The organism is Actinoallomurus sp. NBC_01490 (genome assembly GCF_036227085.1).
Taxonomy (GTDB): Bacteria; Actinomycetota; Actinomycetes; order Streptosporangiales; family Streptosporangiaceae; genus Actinoallomurus; species Actinoallomurus oryzae.
Genome location: NZ_CP109433.1, coordinates 11,184,846 through 11,205,227, shown reverse-complemented (window position 1 = coordinate 11,205,227; position 20,382 = coordinate 11,184,846). Strand labels below are relative to the sequence as shown.

The following is a 20,382-nucleotide window of genomic DNA, read 5'->3' as shown; positions in this document are numbered from 1 at the left end:
CGGTCCGATGGTCAGGACGGCCCGGCGGGTCCGCTCTGCGGTGGGTCTACCGGGATGTCCACGAGCAGGGAGGTGCCGGCGCCGGGAGGGCTGACGATCTGGAGGTTCCCGCTGAGTGCCTCGATGCGGTCCTTCAGGCCGATGAGGCCGGAGCCCTTCCTGAGGTCGGCTCCGCCTCGTCCATCGTCTCGGACCGACAGCCGTACGGTCTGGTCGTCCACCGCGAGGTCGACCCGAGCCTCGGAGGCCATCGCGTGCTTGACGACGTTCGTCAGCGCCTCAGAGACCGTGTAGTACACGCCGACCTCGACGGGCTCGGGCAGGCGTCCCCGGTGACGCGCGTGGAGTATCACCGGTACGGATGAGCGGCGGGCGAGGGAGCGGAGTGCGGGACCGAGCCCGCTGCGGGTGAGGATCGGGGGCACGATGCCACGTGAGACGTCCTGCAGCTGGTCCAGGATGCCGGACAGGTCATCGATGACCTTGGCCAGGTCCCCTTTGAGGCGGGCCTGTCCCGGGCCGGCGGCCGACTGGATCGTCCGCAGCTTGAGCGCGAGGGTGACGAGTTGCTGCTGCGCACCGTCGTGCAGGTCCCGTTCGATGCGCCGGCGGCTCTCGTCGGCCGCCGCGACGACGCGGGCACGCGAGGCGAGGAGGTCGTAACGGCTCTGGGCGTTCGCGATCGCGGTGCCGACCAGCTCGATGAACTGCTGCATGCGCGCCTCGGTGACCCTCGGCAGCGGCTCGGCCTCCAGCGAGTTGATCACCAGCGCTCCCCAGACACGGCCCTCCACCTTGACCGGGCAGCCCACCGCGGACTGGACTCCGGCCGCATGGGCCCAGACGCCGATCGCGCTGGTGGCGCGTTCGTAGTCATCCATCCGCGCCGGCCGTTCGGTGGTGCGCACCGCGGACGTGACACTGTCGTCCTCGATCGGCCAGTGTCCGCCCAGCGGCGGCATGACCTTGGGCGCCTCGGGGTTGTTCCAGTAACCCAGCGTGCGCGCCGTGTCGTCGGGCTCGAACCGGATGATCTGCGTGTGGTCCCCGTGCAGGACGTGCCCGACCTCTTCGGCGACCGCGTCGAACACCTCGGCCGGCGACACCCCTCGGGCCACGAGCGTCGCGACGCGCCGGAGCGCGCTCTGCTCGTCGGCCACCTCGCGAAGCATCTCCCGGCTCGTCTCCAGCGACCCGACGATGGTGTTGAACCGGCGTTCGAGCCGGCCGAGCTCGCCGGGCGAGGTCTCCGGCATCCGTATGGTGAGATTCCCCGTGGCGAGCCGGCCGGCCACGTCGACGGCGTTCCGGAGCGGGCGGACGATCATTCTCGTCAGGTGGGCGACGAAAAAGAAGATCACCAAGAGGGTCCCGACGGCGGGCACCACCGCGGAGATCACGAGGGTACGCGTCGCGTCGTGCAGGCGAACGATCGCCAGGAAGAGCGGTACGAAGGCGCCGGCCACCAGCAGCGCCATCACGCCGCCCGTGATGATCATGTGACGGGTCAGGCTCCGGCGGGGGGCGAGCCGCTGCCTCCGGCCCGGTAGGGGAATTCTCACCCGGCATTCCCTGACCAGAACCGTTCCGGGCGTCGACGTGCCGTCCTTCGCCACGGTGGCGCGGTGCCGCGTCGTGCGTGCTGATTCATGGCAGGGAGCTCGGGCCTTCTCCGCGGGAGGCGATCGTCGTTTCCATGCCGCGTGCGGTTCACCGGCGCACAAGCGGCAATGAACATCGTCCTGGAAGAGCCCGGGGCGCCGTATCAGCCAGCCGGGCAGGTCGTCACTTCGCGCGTCGCGGTATCCAGGTCTCCGGTCAAGAGTCTCGTAAGAGGCGTTCGGACGGGTAGGGGTTCCCTAGAGGACCATCCGGGGGGGCTCGTGGACTCGGGTGAACGTTCGGTGATCGGTGTGCTCAACCGCGATCACCGACGGATCGCGGGCCTGCTGCAGAAGCTGTGCGCGGTCCGCGACGCGGGTGAGCGTCGCAGGCTCGCCGAGGAGATGACCGGCGAGCTGATCCGGCATGCCGAGGCCGAAGATCTGTTCCTGTACCCGGTGGTCCGCGCCATCGTGCTGGACAGAGGCGCCGACGGCACGCTGGAGACCAACGCCCATGAGCAGATCAACCGGCTCCTGGCCGAACTGGCGCAGATCGAGGCGAGCAGCTGCCGGTTCGACGTCCTGATCACCAAGCTGATCTGCGCCGTGCGCAACGAGGTCCGGCACGAAGAGGTCGAGGTCTTCCCCTGGCTGGCCTGCTGCGCGGGCGAACAGACCCTGATCGCGATCGGCGACCAGGTCCAGGCGTTCCAGGACACGCGGCCCTGACCTCCCCGCGGTTGTGGTGCGATCAGCGCAGGAAGTAGGTCCGGATGGTGGTCTCGCCGGGCCGGGTGTGGATTCGTACGAGGTCGGCGAGCTGGTTGACCAGCAGCAGACCTCGCCCGCCGGGACGGGTGAGCTCCACGGGACGGCGCCCGGCCAGCGGGTCGTCGATGTGGCCGCGGTCGCGCACTTCGCACACCAGATGGGAGGGCTCGACCCAGATCCGCAGCGTTCCGGCGCCGCCTCCGTGCACCAGGCTGTTGGCGGCCAGTTCGCTGATCGCCAGCTCGGCGTCCAGAGCCCGGTCGGCGACGAGGCCGGCGTGGCGGGCGCGCCGGACGACCAGGGCACGGACCGCCCCCAGCCCGGAGTGGTCGAATGGGAGTTCGGCGATCCGCGGCGGGCCGTCGGGCCCGGCCGGTGGGGGCAGCGGCCGGTTACAGGCCCGGACGACGTGCTCGGCGGCGTAGTGGCCGCTGGGGCGTTCGCCCTCGGCGTCGGCCAGAACGGGGTGGGTGGCGGCGGCGTCGGCCAGCACCTGAGCGTCGAGCCGGTCAGCGTCGTACGGGCACAAGATCGTGGCGTGTCGTCCGGCGAACGCGTGGTTGATCAGCGCTTCGTGTTGCAGGCAGGCGGGATATTCGGCGTCGCTGCGGCCGGGCCAGATCGGCTCGCCGATGACCCGCACCCGCTTGCCGGGGTGGGCGTCGGCGAACGCTCGCAGCACGGCGGGGATGATCCGGCCGGGGTTACGGCCCGCCTGCCCCATGTCCAGCAGCGTCACCCGTGCCCCGGTGAGTTCCTTGCGCAGCAGCGTCAGGTTCGGCTCGGGAACCGCCGCGGCGACCGGTTCGCCGGCGGCCAGCCCCGCTTGGACGAACGGCACCGTCGCGGCCAGGTACTGGTCCTGGCCTCGGTAGAACAGTGCCGGGTGATGAAACGGCCCTGCGGCCTGCGGTGCCGGGCGTGGCGTGTTCACCACCCGGTCACCTCGATTCCCGCCGCTTTTGGCCACATTACGACCAGTATGCGGCATAGTGTCCCGCCGCCCGTGGCCGTCACGGGGTGCGGAACCCGCGGAAGGTCACGCGCTTGCGGGTCTGGAAGCCGAGCCGTTCGTAGAGCGCGATCGCAGCGGTGTTCGCCGCGGCCACGTGCAGGAAGGGGCGTTCTCCGCGAGAGGCGATGCGTGCCACGAGCGCGCGTATCAGGCGGGCGGCGTGGCCGCGCCCGCGTGCGTCGGGGGCGGTGCAGACGGTGCTGATCTCGGTCCATCCCGGAGGCCGGAGGCGCTCGCCCGCCATCGCGACCAACGTGCCGTTGTCGCGGATGCCGACGTAGGTGCCGAGTTCGCGGGTGCGCGGCCAGAACGGTCCCGGCCGGGTCCGCGCGACGAGGTCGAGCATCTCAGGGACGCTGTCCGTGCGGAGCTCGACCACGCCGGCGTCGATCTCGGCGCAAGGGGGAACGCTGCCGGGCCAGATCATCTGGAGGCCTTCGAGGGCGAACATCGGCTCCCAGCCCGGCGGCGGGGTCGCCGGGCAGCTGAACATGTCGGCGAGTTCGCCCCGGCCGAGCAGCCGGGCGAGGTCGACCCAGTCCGCCGGACCGGGGTCGGTGGACACCGCGGAGAAGGTCGAGACTCCCGGCGGATAGGTGGCGGCCCGGCCGAGCCGGCGGGCGAGGTGCGTGTGGTGACCGCGGAGTGACTCGCCCACCGGGTCGTCGAGCACGACGGCGTCGCCGTCCTCCATCGTGGCGTACCTCTCCGGTCGTGCGGATGAATCAGACGACCAGGATGCCATCGGGCGTCGTCTTCGACCCGCACGGCTCGTACGGCAGGGCGGCACAACCCGTGCCGACGGTCACCCGGAAGGACAGCGGGTTCGGCTGCCGGTCCGTCGTCAGGTCAGGTGCTGTTCGAGTTCCGTGACGGTGCCCTTGCGCAGTTCGTTCACGACGGGGATGGAGGTGGAGATGTGGCCGCGGGGCTGGAGGCCGATGAGCGCGCGCAGTGGCTGCTCGCCGGTCAGTACCGCCGCGTACTCCTCGCCGACCTGGAAGGCGCTCCGGACCTCGGTCGGGCTGCCGGCCGGGATCCCGGGGCCCCAGCCGCCCGTCACCTGACGCTGGATGTGGTTCAGCTCGTGCGCCAGGATGATCTCCCGGGTGGCGAGCGTGTAGCCGTTCCAGGTGCCGCTGGTGATGTCGGGGACCAGCGCGGTGGCGGTGGCCGTGGGGACCACACGGCCGGCGGGCACCAGCTTGGTCGCGTCCTTCTCCTGCCCGACGACCAGTCCGGTGTGCCAGCCCTGGCCCTTCCACAGCGGAGTCGCCTCGGTCTGGGCGTCGCCCGGGAGCATCGCCAGAGTCTCCTGGCTGCCGCCCATGACGATCAGCCGGCCTCCGGTCTGCACTCGCGCCTCGATGGCCCCCAGTGCCTGGCGGGTCGGCGTGAAGTGCAGCAGGATCGCGACGCGCGTGAGCAGGTCGGCGATCGCCGATCCGGTCGGCGGGGAAAGCGTCAGCATCGCGCCGCGGGCCTTCTCCGAGATTCCCTGCAGGGCGCCTATGGCGGCCCGGACGTTGCGGAACACGATGACGCGGCCGGCGAGGTACTCGTCCCAGAGCCGTGTGGCCTCGGTGGTGTCGGTCGCGCCGAGGACGGGGGCGGCGATCGGGGTCGAGGCGGAGACGTACCGGCGGATGATGTTCGTGAGCTGGGTGTACGTCTCCTCGAGGAGCAGTAAGCCGGCTGCGACGGGGATCGGTGCCTTGAACTTCTCCGTCGTCTTCACTCCGGCGGTCAGCGGGCGCAGGTAGTCGTCGAGTGCCTTGAGCATGCCGAACCGTACGCTGAGCACGTTCTGGAAGAGCCCGGGCAGGTCCGCGCCCTGGAGCCTGGCCAGCTCGGCGAGCGGCTGCTGCTTGAGCCGGTCGACCAGGTTCCGCATGCGGCGAACGTAGATCTCGTCGGGTGTCCCCTGAGCCGGGTTGGCGTTGAGCCACTGGAGGACGTCCTCCACGTCGTTGAGGCCGGCCGGGGCCTGGGCGGCGCTCGTGATGAAGGCGTCCAGCTGCTCGTGGTGCACCAGCAGGTCGGGGTGGTCGGTGACGAGTTCCGTGGCGTCGGTGTACGTCTTCGTGCCCACCGTGATCGCGGTCATGGTCGCTCCTCCTTGACGGTTGGGGCGAGAGTAAGCCGCCGCTCGACGCCCCGGAACGGCCCGAAAGCGGACAGTGATCGTTTGTTGAAAACGCGTGCTTTCCCGACCGCCGCGGAGTATGGCGGTGCATGCGAGCGCATGGCTCCGCTACGAAACGACCTTCCACATTCCGCCGGAACGGTGGAGCCGGAATTACGGCTGCTGCGACACTCCCGGTCGCCTCAAGGGACGGCTGGGCGGCCGGGTACGGCTCGAACTGACCTGGCGCGCCGACCCTCCGCGCACGCTGCCGCACGGCGCCGACCAGCTCTCGAGCGGGCGGTCAGGAACGGACGGCGGTGGTCGCTGCGCTGCCCGCCGACGAGGCCACCCGCGTGCCACCAGCCGCCAGGTCACACAGGTCTCAAGTGAGACGCGCATCACATTCTCCTCGGGACTCATGCCGACCCGTTCGCTGTTCAAGCGATGTATCCGCAGAAACGGGGACAAGATCCCCGGTTCTGCGACACGGGGCTGAGGGGGCAGGCATGAGCAGTACGGATACGGCGCGGTCGCAGGGCGCGCGCGGGTGTCTGGCTCCGTGCCGCAGAGCCGACGCGTCCCGTAACCATGAGCGGATTCTGACCGCCGCTCGTGCCGTCTTCGTCGAGGACGGGCTCGAGGCGTCGCTCGACGAGGTCGCCCGGCGCGCGGGTGTCGGCAACGCCACCCTCTATCGCCATTTCGGCGACCGTGAAGATCTCATTCGCCAGGTCGCCACGCACGTCATCGCGCAGGTCGCCGATGATGCCGAGAGCGCGCTGGCCGAGGAGGACGATCCCTTCCAGGCGCTTCGCCGCTGTGTCGAGGCCGCCGCCTCCCACGGCGTCGGCGCGGTGCTGCAGGTGGTGCGCGGACAGTTCGTCAAGGACGAGGAGTTCTTCGCGGTACGCGCCCGCGGTAGGGCCGCATTCGAAGAGATCATGCGGCGGGCCCGGGAGAGCGGGCAGCTCCGCCCCGACGTGACGTTCGACGACGTCTGGGGCATGCTCGCCCAGCTCACGCGGCCACTGCCGTGCTGCGACCGGGCGGATTTCGACGTCCGTGCCGGCCGGTACATCGAACTGTTCCTGGCCGGTCTGCGCGCCCCCGCGCCCGGCGAACTGCCCGCCTAGTCCCCCGCGTCAACCGATTCCATCCCTCAACGCTGACCCAAGCGGCGAAGCCGCCGCTGACCTTCATATCTCGCCTGAACGCTGGAGATACCTTCCGTAATGTCGACAACCGCACCAACCGTTCAGCGGAACGGCACCATGGCCGCACAGCCGGCCGTCTCCCGGCGATGGACGGCCCTGCTCTTCATCGCCCTCGCCCAGTTGATGGTCGTGCTCGACGCGACCATCGTGAACATCGCCCTACCGTCCGCGCAGCGGGCGTTGCACATCTCCGACGGTGACCGCCAGTGGGTGATCACCGCCTACACCCTCGTCTTCGGCGGCCTGCTCCTGTTCGGCGGCCGGATCGCCGATCTCGTGGGCCGCAAGCGTACGTTTCTGATCGGCCTGGTCGGCTTCGCCGGTGCCTCGGCCATCGGCGGCGCGGCCGTCAACACCGGCATGCTGCTCGGCGCCCGTGCCCTCCAGGGCGCGTTCGGTGCCCTGCTCGCGCCGGCGGCGCTCTCGTTGCTCGCCACCATGTTCACCGAACCGCGGGAGCGGGCCAAGGCGTTCGGCATCTACGGCGCGATCGCGGGTGGTGGCAGCGCCGTCGGCCTGATCCTCGGCGGTGTGCTGACCGAGTACCTGAACTGGCGCTGGGCGCTCTATGTGAACGTGCCCATCGCGGCCGTGGCGTTCGTCGGCGCGGTGGCGTTCGTCCACGTCGCGGCGTCCACGGGCGGGCAGCAGCGCGCCCGCCTGGACATTCCCGGCGTCATCCTGGTGACCGCGGGTCTGGTGTCGCTGGTGTACGGCTTCACGCGCGCCGAGTCGCAGGGGTGGAGCGAGGGCGGCGTGATCGGCCTGTTCGTCGCCGCGGGCGTGCTGCTGGTCGCGTTCGTCGTCGTCGAGGCCCTGACGCGGGCGCCGTTGCTGCCCCTGCGCGTGGTCCTGGACCGGAACCGCGGCGGCGCCTACCTCGCGGTCGGCCTGGCCGTGATCGCCATGTTCGGGCTCTTCCTCTTCCTGACGTACTACCTGCAGATCGTCAAGGGCTACTCGCCGGTCCGCAGCGGCCTGGCCTTCCTGCCGTTCACCGCGGGCATGATCACCGGCTCGACGCAGATCGCGGCGCGGCTGATGCACCGCGTCCCGGCGCGGGCCCTGATGGTGCCCGGCCTGCTCGTCGCCGCGGCCGGGATGGTCCTGCTCACCCAGCTCAAGGTGGACAGCTCGTACGTCGGCGTGGTCCTGCCCGCCGAACTCCTCATCAGCCTGGGGCTGGGCTCGACCATGATGCCCGCCATGAACCTGGCGACCAGCGGCGTCTCCCCGCAGGACGCGGGTGTGGCGTCGGCGATGGTCAACACGGCCCAGCAGGTCGGCGGCTCGATCGGCACGGCCCTGCTCAACACGATCGCCGCGACGGCCACGACCACCTACATCGCCTCGCACGCGCACGGCCGGCCGTCGGGCCTGCTCGTGGCGGTCGGCCAGGTGCACGGCTTCACGGTCGCCATCTGGTGGGGGGCGGGCATCATCCTGCTGGCCGCCCTGTTCGTGGCCGTACTGATCAACGGCAGGAGGGGCGGCCGGCGGCTCTCCGCATCGCCGGCCGACCGGTCGGAAAGCGTGGAGGACGCACCGGCACGGGCTCGCGTCTCGGCGGGCGCGCACGCGGGAACGAGGCCGGGCCGGGTCGCTCAGCCGAACCCCGCACCGAGCGTCGAATCGCCGTCCGCCGGCGACGCCCCCGTGCTCGGCGGCATGGCGGTCGGCGGCCGGATCCGCGGGGCGGGGGGCGCCCCACTGCCCGGAGCCACGATCACCCTGGTCGAACTCGGCGGGCGCCAACTCGGCCGGGCCACGACCGGAGACGACGGATCGTACGCGCTGGGTGTCCCGGCCGCCGGCTCGTACGTGCTCATCGTGGCGGCCGACGGGCACCAGCCGCAGGCGGCCACGGTCACGGTCGGCGACGAACCGCTCTTCTACGAGCTGGCGCTGTCCGGCACGTCCGGGCTGGCCGGTGTCGTCCGCAGCGCCACGACCGGAGGCGCGATCGCCGGGGCGACGGTCGTCGTGACCGACCTCCGCGGTGACATCGTCGCCTCCACCGAGACGGACCAGAGCGGCGGGTTCTCCGTCAATGACCTGGTCTCCGGCACCGTCACCCTGGTCGCCGACGCGAACGGCTACCGGCCGAGCGCGGTACGGGTCGAGGTGGGCGACCAGGACACCACCCAGTGCGACGTGGAGCTACGGGCCGGTGGCCGGCTCAGGGGCACCGTACGCGCCGGGGCGGGGAACACGCCGCTGGGCGATGCCCGGGTCGCTCTGGTCAACGCCGCGGGCGACACGGTCGCCGTCACCACGACCAGCCCCGATGGCGAGTACGCCTTCACGGGCCTGGACCACGGGGAGTACACCGTGACCGCCAGCGCCTACCGGCCGGCCACGACCACGATGACCGTCGACGGCACGGACCCGGCCACGGCCGATCTCCGGCTCGGCCATCCCGACGAATGACGAGGTGAACGAGAGCAGCGGTCGGCGATTCTGTGAGACAGATTGACTCGCAGTCGCCTTCGTGAGAGCGTGACCTCCTGTGAGACATTTCGTCTCACAGGAGGTTCGTCTTTCCAGGGAGAGTCGTGCGTATCGTCGTTCTGGGCGCCACCGGCGCCACTGGCCGCCACGTACTGACCGTCGCGCTCGACCGGGGGCACCAGGTCGTCGCGCTGGCTCGGCGGCCCGAGGCGCTGTCCGGCATGGCCCACGGCCGTCTGGAGGTCAGGCAGGCGGACGCGCGTGTTCGTGACACGGTCACCTCGGCCTGCCGCGACGCCGACGCGCTCATCAGCGCATTGGGAAACAGGAAAGAACCGGCCGACACCCTGTCGGCCGGTGCCCGCGCCGTCGCCGAGGCCACGCCGTCCCGGGTCGCCTGGATGGGCACGTTCGGCGCAGGGGACTCCCGCCACCGCGCGGGACCGCTGTACGACTTCATCCTGCGCCGCGTGCTCGGCGACGGCTTCGCCGACAAGGCGGCCGCGGACGCCGTGGTCGCCGGTCCGCGAACCACGCTGTTCCATCCCGTCATGCTCACCGACCGGCCGGCGACGGGTGAGGCCACGGTCGTTCCGCTCGACGTCCTTGACCGGTCCTGGCGGCTCATGCCGCCGAAGGTCACTCGTGCCGATGTCGCCGCGGCGATGGTCACCGAGATCGAGAGTCCGGCGTACGCCGGCCGTACCGTCGCGGTGTACTGAGGAGATCCCCGATGTCCACCGAGACGTGGCCGCTGGTGTACGGCATGCTCTCCGCGTACTGCCTGGCCGGCTGCCTCATGGAGCACTTCGCCGTCTTCTCGGGCTGGACGGCCGTCGGCTCTGAGGAGTTCGAGGCCGTCCAGACCGCCCAGGGCCGCGGCAGCGGGGTGGTCTACGTGCTCCCGAAGCTCGCGCTCACCGCCCTGGTGATCGTGCTGCTCGTCGTCGCGCCGGACGGCATGCCGTCGTGGGCGCTCTGGGCCGGCCTGGCCGCGCTGACCGTGTCGTGGGCGGTGAGTGCCTTCGTGGACGTGCCGCTCCAGCGCCGCCTTCGGCGGACCGCCGACCGGCGTGGCATCGAACGGCTGGTGCGCACCGACCGGTTCCGCGTCGCGGCGATGGCCGTGCACTTCGGCTTCGCCATCGTCGTCGTCGCGTCGATCTAACGGCGCCAGGTCCCGACGCTGTCGATGAGGCGGTCGATGAGGTCGTCGGAGACCGCGTCCTTCTGCATGGTCGTGAGGTAGACGATCGGCCCGACGAGCATCGCCGACAGGTCCGCCGGGCCGACGTCGGTCTCGACCTCTCCGCCGGCGGCGGCCGACCGGACGGCGGCGTGGATCCGTTCGGCGATCGTCTTGACGGACTCATCGCGCTGGTGGGCGATCTGCGGGTCCCAGATCGCGGACTGGTGCAGCGTCAGCGCGACGGCGGCGACGGCCGGTACGGAGAGCTCGTCGGCCATCTGCCGCAGCTGCCGATGCAGCCACGGGCGGACCGGTGTCTCGGGATCCTTGAAGAGCGGCTGGTCGGCTCCGCCCATGACCTCGAGCAGCAGTTGCTCGGCCCGTGGCCAGTGCCGGTAGACGGTGGCGCGCCCCACGCCTGCCTGCTGAGCGACTCGCTGATGCGTGATCGCACCGGGCCCCTCGCTCACCAGCAGTTCCCGGGCGGCGACGAGCATCGCCTCCCGGCTGCGCGCGGCCCGTGGATCCGTCGAGTAACTCACCGTCAGATCGTATGAGACGCCTTGGCTCACTGGCGTGGACAGGCGCCTGTGGATCACGGCGTCGTGCCGGCGGTCTCCTCGTGGCGTCACCCGGCGATCGGGTGGAGTGATCGACGTACCCGGTCGAGGACGCGCGCGGACTCCGAGCCCGGCTCCGCCGTGTAGAGCACGAGGGTCTGCGCGGTGGGGTAGGCGGTGACGAAGGCGTCCCAGTTCACGGTCATGGTCCCGAACCGGGGGCTGACGACGCGCTTGGTTCCGGACGAGTTGCCGTGCACGTCGTGCCGGGCCCAGAGCCGTCGGAACGGGTCGCTGCCGGCGGAGAGCCGGCCGAGCAGGGAGTGCAGCTCGGCGTCGTCCTCCCGGCCGCGCGCCATGCTGCGCAGTGCCGCCACCGCCTCGGTCGCGACGTCTTCCCAGTCCGGATAGACCGATCGGGCGTCGGGGTGCAGGAAGACGTACTCGAGCTGGTTGCCGCGGCCCGCGGCACCGAGGAAGGCCTCCGCGACGCGGCTGCAGGACACGACGTCGAAGTACGGGCCGAGGATGTAGGCGATCTCGTCACCGAAACGGCTCAGCGCACGCGCCAGCGCGGGGACCGGCCGGCCGGTGTCGACCAAGCCGGGCGGCTCGCCCACCGGCCAGACCAGCGAGTGCAGGTAGCGCACGGCCTCGCCGTCCAGGCGCAGGACCGCGGCCAGGGCGTCGAGGACCTGGCGCGACGGTGAGCGGTCCTTGCCCCGCTCCAGCCGCGTCAGGTACTCGACGCTGATGCCGGCGAGGGTGGCGACCTCTTCGCGGCGCAGCCCGGGAACGCGACGTCCCGGCACGCGGGCGACGAGGCCCGCCTCCTCCGGAGTCACCAGTTCACGGCGGGCCCGCAGGAACTCGCCGAGCCGGTTGTCATCACGCACGGCTCGAGGCTAGTGCGGTTCCGGTCATGCTGAGGGGCCCTGTCAGGTCCCCCCTCGGCAGGGCCTTCACGAGGCGGCACGATGGTCGCGAGGCTGCCGCCATGACCACCGACACCTCCCGCGCCCTCGACCCGTCGCTGCGGGGCAAGGTCGCGCTCGTCACCGGGGCCTCCTCCGGGATCGGGACGGCCATCGCCCGCGCCCTCGCCGCCCGGGGCGCCGCCGTCGCCGTCGCCGCGCGCCGGCGCCCGCTGCTCGACCAGCTCGTCGCCGAGATCGAAGCCGGCGGCGAGACCGCGGTCGCGATCGAGCTGGACGTCACCGACGAGACGGCATGCCGGAACGCCGTCGAGCAGTGCGTGCAGCGGCTCGGAGCCCTGGACATCCTGGTCAACAACGCCGGAGTGATGTTGCTCGGGCCCATCGAGGACGCCGACACCGAAGACTGGCGCCGGATGATCGACACCGATGTCCTCGGAGTCATGTACATGACCCACGCGGCCCTGCCCCACCTGCTCCGTGCCCGTGGCACCGTCGTGCAGCTGTCCTCGGTCGACGGACGGACCGCGGGCGCGTTGACCGGCGTCTACAACGCCGCCAAGTGGGCCGTCAACGCCTTCTCCGAGTCGCTGCGCCAGGAGGTGACCACGCGAGGAGTCCGCGTCGTGCTGATCGAACCGGGCGCGACCGCTACGGACCTGGCCTCTCACATCACCCATGCCCCGACCCGCGAAGCCGTGGCCGAGTTCGCCGCCGCGCTGCGGCCCCTGACGCCGGATGACGTCGCCGCCGCGACGCTCTACGCGGTGACACAGCCTCCGCACGTGGCGGTCAACGAGGTTCTCCTGCGCTCGGTCGACCAGCAGCGCTGAGGTTCCGAACACATCGGCACGACCGGCCGTTCGAACGCAGGTGAGCAGGTCGAGCGGCGGCGCCCGGACCGCGACCTTTCCGCCTGATGATCTGGTGCCTGCGGTCGTGCTGTGCTGAAACCAGTTCGTCCGTTTCAAGGTACAGGTGAGGAACGTCGTGTCCGCGCTCAAGGCCGATAGGCGTGAACGGGACAGACCGTGGGGTTGAGCGTGGTCGACCGGAGCCGATCTCGGTGGCAGCGTTTCCGGTCGCGCGAGGTGGAGCTCTCGGCCGTCGAGGATCTGCTGCGGGCGGTGCGCGACGGGCGGGGCGGAGCGATGGTCGTCCGCGGCGAGGCGGGCGTCGGTAAGACCGCGCTGCTGGAACAGGCGCTCGCGGTGGTTCCGCAGGCGCGTCGCCTGGACGCGGCGGGCCGGGAGTTCGAGACCGAGCTCTCGTTCACGGCGTTGCATGAGCTGTGCGTTCCGCTGCTGGACGGGATGGACGGCCTCCCGGGTCCGCAGCGCGCGGCGCTGGAGGTGGCCTTCGCGGCCCGTGAGGGGGCGGCGCCCGATCGATTCCGGGTCGGCCTGGCGGTGCTGGGGCTGCTGACCAGTGCCGCGCGTGAACGGCCGATCGTGTGTGTGATCGATGACGCGGACTGGATCGATGACGCCTCGGCGCAGGTGCTGGCGTTCGTCGCCCGTCGCGTCGGGGACAGCCCGGTGGCGTTGCTGTTCGCGCTGCGCGGGCCGGTGGCACCGGGCCTTCTCGCGGGGTTGCCGGTGCGGGCCGTGACCGGCCTCGGCCCCGAGGACGCGCTGGCGTTGTTCTCCTCGCGGATCCACGTGCCGGTGGACGAGCGGATCCGCGACCAGATCCTCGCGGAGTCGCGCGGCAATCCGCTGGCATTGATCGAACTGGCGCGCGGTATCGGGATACCGGAACTGGCCGGTGGCTTCGGCCCGCCGGAGGCGCTGCGGGTGCCCGAGCGGATGGAGGCCGCCTACCGGAAGCGGCTGGCGGCCCTGCCGGAGCCGACGCGGCGGCTCCTTCTCATCGCGGCCGTCGAGCCCCTGGGCGAGCCGGTCCTGTTGTGGCGCGCGGCGGAACTGCTGGGCGTCGGGACCGAGGCGGTCACGGCGGCTGAGAAGGCAGGGCTGCTGGACATCGGTGTCGGCGTGCGCTTCCCTCACCCGCTGGTAAGGTCCGTGGTCTCCCGGGCGGCGGCGCCGGAGGAGCGCCGCGCCGTACACCAGGCGCTCGCGCAGGTGACCGAACCGCACTGGGGCGCGGACCACCGTGCCTGGCACGGTGCGCAGTCCGTCCTGCGCCCCGACGAGTCCATCGCCGGGGAGCTGGAACGGTCGGTGGACCGCGCTCACGCGCGCGGCGGCGTGGCTGCGGCCGCCGGGTTCCTCGAACGCGCCGCGGCCCTGAGCCCTGATCCGGATCGGCGGTCGGACCGGGCCCTGGCGGCCGCTCGGTTCAAGCATCAGGCGGGCGCCACCGAGGCCGCGACCAGGCTCCTGGCCACCGCCCAGGCAGGACCGCTGGACGCACGGAGACACGCACTGGCCGAGCTGCTCCGCGCTCAGATCGAGATGGGCGGCGGACACCGCGTCACGGCCGCCGATCGGCTGCTCGACGCGGCCAGGGGGCTGGCGCCGTACGACCGGGCCCTGGCCGAGATGACGTACCTGGAAGCGCTCACGGCCGCGATCTGCGCCGGCCGCCTCGGCGAACGCAGCCGGCTCGCACAGGACGCGCGTACGACACGCGCCGCGCTCGCCACGGCGGATCCCACAGCGCCCGAGCCCGCCTCGTCCCTGCTCATCGACGCGCTGACCGATCAGCTGATCGACGGTCACGCCAACGCGGCCCCGCTGTTGAGAAAGGCCGTCGACGCCCTGGTCCCGGCCGACTCCGTCCAGGTCTCCGACGTCCGCCGGCTCAGGCCCGCCTGCGTGGCCGCGGTCGATCTGTGGGACGAGCACGCCTGGCGCGTGCTCGCCGAGCGCTACGTACGGACGGTGCGCGAGCTCGGCGCGCTCATCGAACTGCCGGTCGCCTCGCGCTGCCTGGCGCTGTACCGCATCCACGCCGGCGAGTTCGGTGAGGCGGCGGCGCTGATCGATGTGGCGCATGAGTCGGCGGAGGCGAACGGCGCCCGCGACTCCTCCTGGGCCGACATCGTGCTCGCGGCCTGGCACGCCGATCCGGACCGGACGGCCGCGCTGTCGGAGACGACAAAGATCTTGGCGCGCGAGCGCGGTCAGGGCTGGGTGCTCTCGGCGGTCGACTACGCGACCGCGGTGCTGCACAATGCCACCGGCCGCTACCAGACCGCCGCCCAGACCGCCCGCGTGGCGGGTGAACACGACGAGCCGGGCCTCAGCTCCCTCGTCCTCCCGGAACTGATCGAGGCCGCCACCCGTACGGGAGACGCCGACCTCGCCGAACGAGCATTCGAGCGGCTCGCCGAGCGCACCGGTGTGTCCGGCACCGAGTGGGCACTGGGCATCGAGGCCCGCTCCCGCGCCCTGCTCAGCTCGGGCTCACGGGCGGAAGACCTGTACAAGGAGGCGATCGATCGGCTCGGGCGCAGCCACGCCGCCGTGCAACTGGCCCGCGCCCGTCTGGTCTACGGGGAATGGCTGCGCCGCGAGTCCAGGCGCGGTGACGCCCGCCTGCAACTCCGCATCGCCCATCAGGAGCTGTCCACCATCGGCGCCACCGGATTCGCCGCGCGTGCCGCCCGCGAACTGTCCGCCTGCGGCGACCGCCCGCCCGAAGCCACCGCCACGCCCTTCGACCGCCTGACCGCCCAGGAACTGAAGATCGCCCGCATGGTCGCCCACGGCGCCACGTCCAAGGAGGCGGCCGGCCGGCTCTTCCTCAGCCCGCGCACCATCGACGCCCACGTGCGCAACATCTTCAAGAAACTCGGCCTCAGCTCCCGCAGCCAACTGCGCGCGCTGCGGACGCGCCTGCCCTCCGACCCGCATGACAACCACACGACCTGCTGACGTCCCAACGCAGAAATCCGACAACATGGGAAGGCATACCCTCATGTCCGACATCTCGACGACGTTCGTTCTTGTTCCCGGCGCTTGGCAGGGCGGCTGGGCATGGCAGCCGGGCGGCCCGGATCGGTCTGGCACCGCTGATGGTGTCCGGCGGCCACCAGTCCATGCTGACGCGGCCCGACGAGGTCGCCGCGGCGCTCCTCAAGTGCTGATCGCGTATCCCGGCTTGGGCGGTGCCACGGTGGCACTGGGTGATTTTTATGTACGTCGGTCAGGCGTTGTCTGCGAATACCGGTAAATCGTCGAGCCCGTCGCACTTGAACGGCGTTGGAAATTACCTATTGGCTCGCGATCGCATGGCATAATAATTTGGGTGGGCAAACTTGAAGTTCTCCGCGAAGAAGCGCTCAAGAAGGGCGTGCCGGCTCCCGATGTAGAGCGATGGCTGAGCACTGCCCGCCGGCGTGTGACGCTGCTGACCACCGGCGACGGGCCGGTCGTAGGCCAGGCGGGTGGGCACCCGATTCTCCCGGTCGACGCGCCGGACATACAGTGGCCTTTCGTGTTCTCGCTCGACTGTGCGGCGATACCCCGGCAGGCGACGGACATTCCTCTGCCGCCGGACGGTCACCTGCTGTTCTTCACCCAGAGCGATGACTTCGGGCCGGATCTGAACGGCGAGGTGATGTACGTCCCGGCCGGGATACCCGTGGTGGAGCGCACCTCTCTTCCCGACGATTTCCCACGCAGTGATCTCTACCTGTCCATCGTCCCGTCCATGCCCGACGAAGGCCCCGATCAGCCAGAGCATCCCTACCTGAACGAGCTGAAAGATGTGTGGACGGAAAAGAAGGACGACATCATACGCGACGGGCCGATTCGCATAGGCGGATATCCCGACGAGATACAGATCAACCCGGTTGAGCAGGCCGAGGAAGAGGATCCCGGCAAGGAGTGGATCCTGCTCGCCGAATGGGACACCCCCGTCTGGAGTGGAGCGCTCGGGATCGTCCATTGGGTGATCCCGCGCGAGGACCTGGCCGCGCGGCGGTTCGATCAGGTCAGAATCAGTCTCGACATCGTCTGACCGTTCGACTCATCCAGCGCTGTCCGGGTCATCGACGTCGTCGAGGTAGAAGCGGACGGAGGCGATCTGCTCGTCGCGCAGTCGCAGGATGGCCACGCCGCGTGAGAGGTATCGCTCGCCGTCCACCGTGGTGCCGGCGATCTCCCACTCGCTCCACACCTGGTCGCGGTCCGTGACGGACTGCCGTACGGTCGCCGCGAGGTCGGGAACGTGCGCGAACAGTCCCGCCCAGTTGCGCCGCATGCCCGCACGGCCGGTGAAGCTCCGCGCCGGATGGAGCGGGATCACCGAGCGGAAGTCCTCGGTGAAGCACTCGGCCAGGGCATCCAGGTCGTGACTGTTCATGGCCTTTTCCATGCGCCGCAGGACATCCGTACTCACCGATTTCTCGTTCATGGCAGCGAGGATGCCAGTCGGAATCACGGTCTGCCTGGGCCGATCTGTCCCAGGCAGACCGTCCCGGTCCGGCCGTCGACGATCTCGCCGAGCCGTGCAGCGTCGGCGGAGCCTGGACGCGCGGTGAAGATCACCGCAACCGCATCGCCGTCCGGAACCGCGAGCAGATCGCAGTCGAGCGTGAGCTCGCCGACGTCCGGATGGTGCAGCACGGCCCGATCCTCCGCCGCGACAGCGGTTCTCGCCGTACGCCACAGGCCGTCGAACGTCCCGCTCTCGCTCCGCAGCTCGTCCACGAGAGTGGCGAGCGAGGTGTCGGCCGGGTAGCGCAGGGACGCGGTCCGAAGCCGGGCGGCGAGCATGGTCTCGAAGCCGGCCACGCGCTCGGCGGTCCGCCTGACCCGGCTGGGCGCACCGCCGAAGGTGCGCCACGCGATGTTCCCGTCCCAGCGGTGCGCGGTCGGTTCCCCGCACCGCAGCGCCGCCCACGCGCCGTTCCAGGCGACCACGTTCCACGCCGCGTCGCACAGGCACACCGGAGTGCCGTCGAGCCGTTCGAGCAGCCGTATCGCGCCCGTCCCGACCTCGCGTGGCACCTGCCCGTCGGCCGCGGCGTGCCCGGACAGCGCGCAGAGCCGCTCGTACTCTGCCCGCCCCAGCCGCAACGCGCGCGCGAGGGCGGCCACCACGCCGGCGGACGGGTGGCGGCCCCCCTGCTCCAGCCGCCGGACGTAGTCCGCGGACACCCCGGCCAGCTCGGCGAGCTCCTCCCGGCGCAGCCCGGGAGCCCGCCGCCGTCCACCGGCGGGCAGCCCGACGGTGGCGGGCGCGGTGTGTTCCCGCAGCCGGCGCAACGCCGCCCCGAAATCCTGTTGCCCCATCACTCAGTGCCCCCCGTTATGCCAGGACTGATTAACGGCGTAGTCCACCCGCAAGAGCGGTCCCTACGCAATCACCCCGTGCCGATGTAGGCGATAAATGCCTATTCGCTTCGGTGCGGCGTTATGCCCGTCGCGGGCGCCGCTATGGTCGAGTCGCTCGAGTGATCCGGCCATCACCAAGCTGAGGACCAGCGGTGACCGGCGCCCGCTGGTCACCGTTGCTGACCGACCAACACGGATATGCGATAGCGCACCATGATCCACCTAAGAATTTACAGTCTTCATCCCGACAAGATCGACCGGCTCAGGGCGTGGTTCGCCGAAGCCGAGCGGCGGGCGGACGAGGTCCGCGACGATGCCGAACGCAAGGCCGTCATGGCAGACGTGATCGCGAAATTCGAAGAGCCGCAACGTCTCCTTGACATTCGCGCGTAGCGGCCACTGTCCCTCGCATCCCCGGGTCGCCCTCATGGACGGCGGCCATGTGCAGGGTGCTCCACACCGTGGCGGCACCGACCTTCCGGTCCGGGCCTGCCGGTTCCGCTGACCGAAAACCCCAGGTCACCGCCGGTAGGCGACTTCTGGGCATCACGCCGGACTTCGTGGGAGAAGTCCCACCACGGCAAGCCAGGTTGTTTATCTAAGGAACCTGATATAAGGTTCCTGATACGCGTCACGTCACGGACTCCATGGAGAGAAGGAACGAATGGTCACTCCCACTGCGGCCGGCACTCTCCGGCCCACCCGCACCGAGACCCGTACGCTCCAGGTCGGCTCCGTCGGCCCCGTCGAGGTCACGGTTCAGGACCGCGATCGCACCCGGCCGTTCTTGCTCCTGCACGGCGGTGGCGGCGTGCGGACGATGGCCGGCTTCGCCGACCTGCTCGCCGAACGCACCCACTCCCGGGTGCTGCTGCCCACTCACCCCGGCTTCGGTGGCACGCCGAAGGCCGAGGGGCTGACCGGCGTCACCGAGCTGGCCCGGGCGTACGTCGCCCTGCTGGAGCAACTCGACCTCACCGACGTGACCGTGATCGGCAACTCCTTCGGGGGGTGGCTGGCCGCCGAGATCGCCCTGCAGGAGAGCCCGCGAGTCAGCGGTGCGGTGATCGTCAACGGAATCGGCATCGAGGTCGAGGGCCACCCGATGACCGACGTCAGCGGCCTGTCGCCGACCGAGCTCCTGTCGTACTCCTTCCACGACGCGAGGAAGGCGCCCGCTCCGCCGAGCGGCACGGGCACCGGGCCCAGCCCCGACGTACGGGCACTGGTCGGTTACACGGGCCCGACCATGTCCGACCCGACACTGGCCGAGCGGCTCGGCGGTCTCGACCTCCCGGTCCACGTGCTGTGGGGCGAGAGCGACCGCATCGTCGATCCGGAGTACGGCAAGGCCTTCGCCGCCGCGATCCCGTCGTCGACCTTCACACTGCTGCCCCGCACCGGTCACATGCCGCAGGTCGAGACGCCCGAGGAACTGCTGGGCGCGCTGTTCGACCTCGGCGACCGGTGACATCCCGACCTGCAAGGAGAGAACATCATGAGCACCCCACTGAACGTGACCCGGATCGGGCACGCCTGCCAGCTGATCGAGATCGGCGGGACCCGTGTCCTCACCGACCCCTGGTTCACCCAGACCGCGACCTACTACCAGGGTGAGCCGGTCGCCTCGAGCGTCGAAGAGCTGGGGCGCGTCGACGCCGTCGTGGTCAGCCACGAGCACTACGACCACTGCGACCTCGACGCCCTCGTCGCCGCGAGCTTCGACCTCGACGTACCCCTGATCGGGCCCGGCACCGTCGCGGCCATCGCGCGGGACAAAGGATTCCGCGACATCCGCGCCATCGAGGCGTGGGAGGCCACCACCGTCGGCGACCTCACCGTGACCGCGACCCCCGGCCGGCACGGCGTCCACGAGGTCACGTTCATGATCGAGACAGGGGGGCGCGCCGTCTTCTTCGGCGGCGACTCGCTGCGCGTGCCGGAGCTGGACACCATCCCGGACAGGTTCGGCCACGTCGACCTGGCCATCTTGCCGACCAACGGCCTGTGCATCCGGCCGATGAACCTGCGCCAGGTGGTCATGGACGCCGAGGAGGCGGCCGGGCTGACGGCCGTGCTCAAGCCGACGCTGGCCGTGCCCCACCACTACGCCTTCCACAGCGGCCGGCTGGGCGACCGGATGATCACCAAGGGCGACCGGGACCCGCGGCACTACGCCGACGCGGTCGCGAGAATCGCCCCGGAGATCGAGGTCCGGCTGGTCCTGCCCGGAACTCCGGTGACGGTTCCGTGAGCGCCACACCGGC

General features: G+C 70.8%; 19 protein-coding genes. 11 read left to right on the top strand and 8 right to left on the bottom strand.

The features are described 5' to 3' along the window. Window positions 1-11: 11 nt before the first annotated feature. Window positions 12-1,562, bottom strand: coding sequence for a sensor histidine kinase (locus tag OG417_RS51775; protein WP_329246502.1), 1,551 nt, complete (start codon window positions 1,560-1,562; stop codon window positions 12-14). Between the two features lie 321 nt (window positions 1,563-1,883). On the opposite strand from OG417_RS51775, the gene OG417_RS51770 reads away from it, so the two are divergent. Then, window positions 1,884-2,333, top strand: coding sequence for a hemerythrin domain-containing protein (locus tag OG417_RS51770; RefSeq protein WP_329246500.1), 450 nt, complete (start codon window positions 1,884-1,886; stop codon window positions 2,331-2,333). A 22-nt stretch (window positions 2,334-2,355) separates the two neighbouring features. On the opposite strand, the gene OG417_RS51765 is transcribed toward OG417_RS51770, so the two are convergent. The 3 genes from OG417_RS51765 to OG417_RS51755 form a co-directional block, all read right to left on the bottom strand. Beyond that, entirely contained in the window at window positions 2,356-3,309 is a 954-nt protein-coding gene (locus OG417_RS51765) for an anti-sigma factor RsbA family regulatory protein (RefSeq protein ID WP_329246496.1), read from the bottom strand. Between the two features lie 79 nt (window positions 3,310-3,388). Then, complete coding sequence (locus tag OG417_RS51760; protein WP_329246492.1) at window positions 3,389-4,084, bottom strand: GNAT family N-acetyltransferase; 696 nt, start codon at window positions 4,082-4,084, stop codon at window positions 3,389-3,391. Window positions 4,085-4,234: 150 nt separating this feature from the next. Further along, window positions 4,235-5,497 (bottom strand): hypothetical protein, encoded by a 1,263-nt coding sequence (locus OG417_RS51755; RefSeq protein ID WP_329246490.1) that lies wholly within the window; start codon window positions 5,495-5,497, stop codon window positions 4,235-4,237. Between the two features lie 527 nt (window positions 5,498-6,024). Between OG417_RS51755 and OG417_RS51750 the strand changes: the two genes are divergently transcribed. The 4 genes from OG417_RS51750 to OG417_RS51735 all read left to right on the top strand — a co-directional run bounded on the left by OG417_RS51750 (window position 6,025) and on the right by OG417_RS51735 (window position 10,351). After that, complete coding sequence (locus OG417_RS51750; RefSeq protein ID WP_329246486.1) at window positions 6,025-6,651, top strand: TetR/AcrR family transcriptional regulator; 627 nt, start codon at window positions 6,025-6,027, stop codon at window positions 6,649-6,651. Between the two features lie 138 nt (window positions 6,652-6,789). Further along, window positions 6,790-9,162, top strand: coding sequence for an MFS transporter (locus OG417_RS51745; RefSeq protein WP_329246483.1), 2,373 nt, complete (start codon window positions 6,790-6,792; stop codon window positions 9,160-9,162). A 125-nt stretch (window positions 9,163-9,287) separates the two neighbouring features. Beyond that, on the top strand, window positions 9,288-9,905 hold the full coding sequence (locus OG417_RS51740) for an NAD(P)-dependent oxidoreductase (protein WP_329246480.1): 618 nt from the start codon (window positions 9,288-9,290) through the stop codon (window positions 9,903-9,905). Window positions 9,906-9,916: 11 nt separating this feature from the next. Then, entirely contained in the window at window positions 9,917-10,351 is a 435-nt protein-coding gene (locus OG417_RS51735; protein ID WP_329246477.1) for a hypothetical protein, read from the top strand. Here OG417_RS51735 and OG417_RS51730 read toward each other — a convergent pair. Together OG417_RS51730 and OG417_RS51725 are read right to left on the bottom strand one after the other, a co-directional pair. After that, window positions 10,348-10,914 carry a TetR/AcrR family transcriptional regulator gene (locus tag OG417_RS51730; RefSeq protein WP_329246473.1) on the bottom strand — a complete coding sequence of 189 codons (567 nt, stop codon included), beginning with the start codon at window positions 10,912-10,914 and terminating at the stop codon, window positions 10,348-10,350. The genes OG417_RS51735 and OG417_RS51730 overlap by 4 nt on opposite strands. A gap of 86 nt (window positions 10,915-11,000) precedes the next feature. Further along, complete coding sequence (locus tag OG417_RS51725) at window positions 11,001-11,828, bottom strand: helix-turn-helix domain-containing protein (RefSeq protein WP_329246470.1); 828 nt, start codon at window positions 11,826-11,828, stop codon at window positions 11,001-11,003. Between the two features lie 101 nt (window positions 11,829-11,929). Here OG417_RS51725 and OG417_RS51720 point away from each other — a divergent pair, with 101 nt between their 5' ends. The 3 genes from OG417_RS51720 to OG417_RS51710 all read left to right on the top strand — a co-directional run bounded on the left by OG417_RS51720 (window position 11,930) and on the right by OG417_RS51710 (window position 16,796). Continuing rightward, complete coding sequence (locus OG417_RS51720) at window positions 11,930-12,700, top strand: SDR family NAD(P)-dependent oxidoreductase (protein ID WP_329246467.1); 771 nt, start codon at window positions 11,930-11,932, stop codon at window positions 12,698-12,700. 198 nt (window positions 12,701-12,898) lie between these two features. After that, a complete protein-coding gene (locus OG417_RS51715; RefSeq protein WP_329246464.1) occupies window positions 12,899-15,709 on the top strand; it encodes a helix-turn-helix transcriptional regulator in 2,811 nt (936 codons plus the stop codon). A 373-nt stretch (window positions 15,710-16,082) separates the two neighbouring features. After that, complete coding sequence (locus tag OG417_RS51710; RefSeq protein WP_329246461.1) at window positions 16,083-16,796, top strand: DUF1963 domain-containing protein; 714 nt, start codon at window positions 16,083-16,085, stop codon at window positions 16,794-16,796. A gap of 9 nt (window positions 16,797-16,805) precedes the next feature. Here the strand turns inward: OG417_RS51710 and OG417_RS51705 are convergent, their stop codons facing one another. Together OG417_RS51705 and OG417_RS51700 are read right to left on the bottom strand one after the other, a co-directional pair. After that, on the bottom strand, window positions 16,806-17,192 hold the full coding sequence (locus tag OG417_RS51705) for a nuclear transport factor 2 family protein (protein ID WP_329246458.1): 387 nt from the start codon (window positions 17,190-17,192) through the stop codon (window positions 16,806-16,808). 23 nt (window positions 17,193-17,215) lie between these two features. Further along, window positions 17,216-18,073 carry a helix-turn-helix domain-containing protein gene (locus OG417_RS51700; protein ID WP_329246455.1) on the bottom strand — a complete coding sequence of 286 codons (858 nt, stop codon included), beginning with the start codon at window positions 18,071-18,073 and terminating at the stop codon, window positions 17,216-17,218. 255 nt (window positions 18,074-18,328) lie between these two features. On the opposite strand from OG417_RS51700, the gene OG417_RS51695 reads away from it, so the two are divergent. The 3 genes from OG417_RS51695 (at window position 18,329) to OG417_RS51685 (ending at window position 20,369) form a co-directional block, all read left to right on the top strand. Beyond that, the gene (locus OG417_RS51695) at window positions 18,329-18,508 is read left to right on the top strand and encodes a hypothetical protein (RefSeq protein WP_329246452.1); all 180 of its coding nucleotides are present in this window, start codon (window positions 18,329-18,331) and stop codon (window positions 18,506-18,508) included. Between the two features lie 271 nt (window positions 18,509-18,779). Continuing rightward, window positions 18,780-19,586: an alpha/beta fold hydrolase gene (locus tag OG417_RS51690; protein WP_329246448.1), complete on the top strand. Its 807-nt coding sequence runs from the start codon at window positions 18,780-18,782 to the stop codon at window positions 19,584-19,586. A 27-nt stretch (window positions 19,587-19,613) separates the two neighbouring features. Further along, window positions 19,614-20,369 carry an MBL fold metallo-hydrolase gene (locus OG417_RS51685; RefSeq protein ID WP_329246446.1) on the top strand — a complete coding sequence of 252 codons (756 nt, stop codon included), beginning with the start codon at window positions 19,614-19,616 and terminating at the stop codon, window positions 20,367-20,369. The last annotated feature ends 13 nt before the right edge of the window (window positions 20,370-20,382 follow it).